This is a genomic window from Flavobacterium sp. (assembly GCF_017985075.1).
In the GTDB taxonomy this organism is placed as follows: domain Bacteria; phylum Bacteroidota; class Bacteroidia; order Flavobacteriales; family Flavobacteriaceae; genus Flavobacterium.
Genome location: NZ_JAGNYF010000095.1, coordinates 1 through 4,837, shown reverse-complemented (window position 1 = coordinate 4,837; position 4,837 = coordinate 1). Strand labels below are relative to the sequence as shown.

General features: G+C 26.0%; 6 protein-coding genes. All 6 read right to left on the bottom strand.

Going from position 1 to position 4,837, the window contains the following annotated elements; translation table 11 throughout:
* On the bottom strand, positions 1-902 hold a 902-nt coding region (locus tag KA468_RS10705; protein ID WP_291242923.1), incomplete at its 3' end, for an oligosaccharide flippase family protein.
* Complete coding sequence (locus tag KA468_RS10700; protein WP_291242922.1) at positions 903-1,418, bottom strand: hypothetical protein; 516 nt, start codon at positions 1,416-1,418, stop codon at positions 903-905.
* 74 nt (positions 1,419-1,492) lie between these two features.
* Positions 1,493-1,867, bottom strand: a complete 375-nt coding sequence (locus KA468_RS10695; RefSeq protein ID WP_291242921.1) for a hypothetical protein — start codon at positions 1,865-1,867, stop codon at positions 1,493-1,495.
* 47 nt (positions 1,868-1,914) lie between these two features.
* Positions 1,915-2,835 carry a glycosyltransferase gene (locus KA468_RS10690; protein WP_291242920.1) on the bottom strand — a complete coding sequence of 307 codons (921 nt, stop codon included), beginning with the start codon at positions 2,833-2,835 and terminating at the stop codon, positions 1,915-1,917.
* Between the two features lie 5 nt (positions 2,836-2,840).
* Positions 2,841-3,962 (bottom strand): FAD-dependent oxidoreductase, encoded by a 1,122-nt coding sequence (locus tag KA468_RS10685; protein ID WP_291242919.1) that lies wholly within the window; start codon positions 3,960-3,962, stop codon positions 2,841-2,843.
* 1 nt (position 3,963) lies between these two features.
* Positions 3,964-4,837: hypothetical protein (locus KA468_RS10680; RefSeq protein ID WP_291242918.1), on the bottom strand; the 874-nt coding region annotated here is incomplete at its 5' end.

Here is a 4,837-nt window from a genome sequence, read left to right as displayed (position 1 = left end):
ACACCATTATAAATTTTCCAATTTTTCATTGCTTTTTTAGCATCCACTTCCAACAAATAACAAACTTTTGGAAAAACATAATTGAAAAACAAAAAGATATAGGTTTTAAAAACAACGATAATTTGTTCTACAATTCTATATTGCCCAGCCATTAAATTACTTCCAAAATAACTAATTAATACAACTGGTGCATACAACTGTAGAGAAACAAATATTTGAGAAGAAAATATAGAAAAATCGTTTTTAATATGAATTCCAACTTCCGTAATATTAATTTGAGAAAAGCTAAACTTGTATTTGTTTAAGATTAATATAAACACCAACAAATTAGCAACAATCATTCCAATTCCCCACCATAAATTCACAAATATATAATCCGATTCTTTATTAATTGTGGTGAAAATTGCAACTAAATAAATGGTTTTAGAAACAATATTTAAAAGTGTAATCCATTTTACGTTTTCTATACCTTGCAAAAACCAGGTTGGATTTATAAACTGTCCGACCAAAACCGATAACCCTAAAAAAAACATTGTTTTTTCCGTTTTAAAAAATGGAATAGTATAAATTAAAATTGTAGTGATTAAAAGTACCGCAATTAATATTATGGCTTTTACAGTATATGTTGTTGTAAAAATTTTATTTAATTCTTGATGATTTTTTCTATTAACAGCAACTTCTCTAACACCAATAATATCCGAACCAAAATCGATAAAAACAATTAAGAAAAAACAAATTGCCATTCCAACTGCCGTTTTTCCAAAATTTTCTTCTCCACATACAGAAACAATATAAGGCACTACTAATAAAGGGGTTGCTAAATTGAACAATTGACCAAAACCATAAATACCAAGTTTTTGGAACTGCTGATGAAAGAGTATTTTTTTAAGCAACTTTAGCATTTATTTATCCGAATAAAGTTGGTTCAACCTGTTAAATAATTTGTCGCCTTTTGGATAAAGAGATGGTCCGTTTTCTTGCTTTGGATTTTTTCTTTTAATACTTCCATATAATTTATCAACTGAGGTATTGTTCTCATCTACTCTAAAAATATAGAAAATTTCTTTACCTTTTACAGAAAAGTTTTTGTTTTTGTATGCAAAATCCATTTTGTTTAAAACCACATCGCTTTGAGAAATATTTCTACCAAAATCTAAACGAATCTGTTTGGGTTGAATTGAATCTGGGAAAATTATTTGAATGTTTTGATTTTTTTTGTTTGCCGCAACTTTTATCCAAAAAGATTGTTTGTCTGTAAAGTTTATATCTTTGGTTTTTGTGTAATATACATTAATAGAATCCGTTTTTTGAATTACAGCATCAATATTTAATACAAGCTGATTGGTACTATTATTATTTTCACAATTAAAAAATAATAGTATTACGGTTACAAAACATATTTTTTTTATTGCTTTCATAAACGATATAGTTTGAGTAAAAATAAAAAAATCCGATTGTATAATCGGATTTTTTATTTTTATATGATTAACAATTACTTAACTGTTATATTGTTTGGATACTCCAATGCTGATTGGTGTGGTGTTAATTTATAATCACCAAACAAAATGTGAATATAATTGTTTACTTTTTCTGATCCAATATATTTTAATTTCTGTCCGTTTTCTAAATATAGCTCTGTTCCTTTAGAAATTAAATCCATTTTTTCTTGAGAAAAATCAACTAATAACATATTATGTATTGTTCCAACTCCATTTTTCCAGTTTTCATCAGAATAATTTGCTAATTGTATAGTTGTTACACTTTCATTAGCTTCTGTAGAATTTTCTTGTTTTGTATCTTCCTCTTTACCTTTACATGAAAAAGCAAATGATAAAATAAATAATCCGATTAATACTTTTAATTTCATTTTCTGTGTTTTTAATTAGTACAAAATTATATTTTTTTTTCTATTATTTATAATTTTTCTATTTTTTCTTGAATATATGATTTTTTCTTAAAAACCAATTCAAGTATTAACGATAAATACTTAATTATTATTGTGCTTAATAAGAAAAAACCTAAAAAACCAAAAGATATCAACAACATAGTTGTAGTCCAACCTTCAATTGGCTTGTCTTTACCAAAATAAATTATAATGGTGTAAATTATAACACTAAAAGTAACTAACAAGAGTACTAAAGCTATACTCATAGATATTCTATAAGCTAAATTGGTGTATATAATTAAAGCATCAATAGCTGTTTTACTTCTTAAATAATTTTTTTCTGGTGTTTTTTTTATGGAATTGATTTTATTGTATTCTAAAGTGATAATTTTTAAACCACTATTTACATACATAGCTTTTCTATACGGAATAGCTACGCTAATAGAAAAAGCTCTGTTTATAGATCTTCTTGATAAAATCCTAAATCGATCTGTTCTTAACTTATATTCTGATTTGGCGTAATAATTGTATATTTTATAAAACATTTTGGATATTAAATTGTCTGATTCAATAGGTGAAACGGCAACAATATCATATCCTTCAATCATTTTTTGATAGGATTGTAAAATTAAATTTTCATTATAATCAATAATTGTAGAGTCGAATTCATAAACAAAATCACCAGATGACAAATCTAAACCAGCACTCATGCTCAGCTCTACTCCTTGGTGAAAACTCATTTGAATTATAGTAACTTGATAATCATCTAAAAAAGAGGCTTCTTTAATTTTTTGAACAGATGTATCCGAAGAGAAATCGTTTACGATTATTATTTCAAATTGTTCAAATACAGCATCAATATTATAAACTACTTTTGATAAAAAATCAAGTATGGAATTTTCATTATTATATAAATAAACAATAACTGATATAAGCTTTTTTTCTTTCATTTTAGTTAAGATAAAATAGTATCTAAATCATACACCGTATTAATTTTTCCTGATAATACTGAAATAAATTTAGGCGAACTTGAAAATTCTTTAATTACTGTTGGCCGAGAATCGTCAATTTCTGATTCTTTTAAAATTGGTTTTATAGAAAACAAAGATTCCACAAATTCAATAGTTACATCATCATTTAAATACTTTTTTGCTAAAGCATACATGTGTGACCAAGATGATTTTGGTTTAGCAGCACACGTATTACAATTTGCTAATTTAGCAAAAGAACACGTATTGTTGCTCTTTTTTTGACAAATAAAAGTAGGCAAATCCTCATTACACGTTTTATGTGGCGTATAATGGACTGCTGTTAACGAATGATATCCCGTTTTTCCAAAAGGCATTAGCGAGAAAAAAGGTCCGTCCATTAATGTAATTCCTGTGTTTTTTAAATTGTCGCTTACTTTACACAAAATAACTTCACACAATTCGTATTTAATTTTAATTGGCTTTTCGTTGAACAGTTTTAGAATTTGATTTATTGAAGCATATGTAGCATTTAAAACGAATTCCGTTTGTAGCACTTCATTTCTATTTGTTTTTAAAATATATTCTTTTTCCGTTTTTTCTACTGCTGTAATATGCGTTTCATAATGTATTTCAACAGATGGATATTTGGCAATTTCACCTAAAAAATATTCTTTTAATATTTGTGCATCGTAAGTACATTCTTCTGATAAATAGGCGCCTTCTGTGAATTCATTTTTAAAATATTCATTACTATTTATAGGTTTACATGGAATATTTGTGTCTTTACAAAACTTTTCAAACTGATGCGCATTTGTCCAAGAAAAAGCCTTTGAAATTGCATAAATTTTATCAAATTTATTGTGAACACAAAATGTATAATCTTCTAAAAACCTATCATAATAATCAGATGATTTTTTAGCGGTACTATACGATCTTGGATAATGATAACCCATATGAACTCGAGCTTGATTGATATAAGTAGCTCGAGAAAATGCTTCTACATCATGTTCTATTACCAGAACCTTTTCTCCTTTTTTTCCACAAAAAAGCGCGGAATATAAACCATATAATCCTCCTCCTATAATTATTTTATCAAATTTATTCATTTTAAAATATTTCTATAACTGTAGGATATTTTACTTCTTCAGCAAATGTAATTACATTTTGATTAACGTATAAATGAATATAATTCCCCACTTTTTCTATTTTATCTAAATGTAACTTTTTTCCGTTTTTTGTAATTATAAACTTGCTTTTATTTAGTTTTTTAAAAGACGTATCAGAATAATCAACTAGTAAAATTTGATTTATTTTACTAACTCCGCCTGTCCAATTTCCATCATTAATATTGCTTAAAGTAATACTGTTGAGTGGAATTTTATATTCTTTTACGTTTTCTTCCGATTTAATCACATAATGTTTTGTCCAGCTATCAAATTGATCTAAACTGTGAGCTAAAATAAATTTTTCATCTAAAAATGCTTGCGCTTCGGGTGTAATATTAAAATAAGTGCCAAAAGCTCCAAAATACCAAAAGGAAATTACTTTATTTTGATTGCTCATCATTTCTTGAATGTGATTCTCTAAACCAGCTTCAACAACTTGAGTCCCTTGTTTTTTATTAAAGAAAAAGGTTAAATACCAATTTAAATTACTAACAACTTGATTGTTTTCTTTATTTTCTTTTTTAATAAATTCTGTAATTTCTCTAAATTGAGTTTTTGCAATTTTATTATAATAGTCGTTAAAAATAAATAATTCGTAGAAAGTAACAGTCGTTAAAAACAGTAGTAATAAAATTTTTATAATAGCGTATTTAAATTTTAATATGGCAATAGAAATAAGTATAATAAATGCAGGTAAAATGGTAATAAAATACCTACTTACTATCATTGGTGTTACTAAATAAGAACGTAGTATTGGTAGGGCTAATGTTATTATTATCCATGAAAATAAAAGTAAATAATTCTGTTTCATTTTC

What these genes read in the sequence shown, in the direction of transcription:
- KA468_RS10685 (WP_291242919.1), bottom strand. Translation starts at nt 3,962, where the DNA reads ATGAATAAATTTGATAAAATAATTATAGGAGGAGGATTATATGGTTTA.
- KA468_RS10700 (WP_291242922.1), bottom strand. Translation starts at nt 1,418, where the DNA reads ATGAAAGCAATAAAAAAAATATGTTTTGTAACCGTAATACTATTATTT.
- KA468_RS10695 (WP_291242921.1), bottom strand. Translation starts at nt 1,867, where the DNA reads ATGAAATTAAAAGTATTAATCGGATTATTTATTTTATCATTTGCTTTT.
- KA468_RS10690 (WP_291242920.1), bottom strand. Translation starts at nt 2,835, where the DNA reads ATGAAAGAAAAAAAGCTTATATCAGTTATTGTTTATTTATATAATAAT.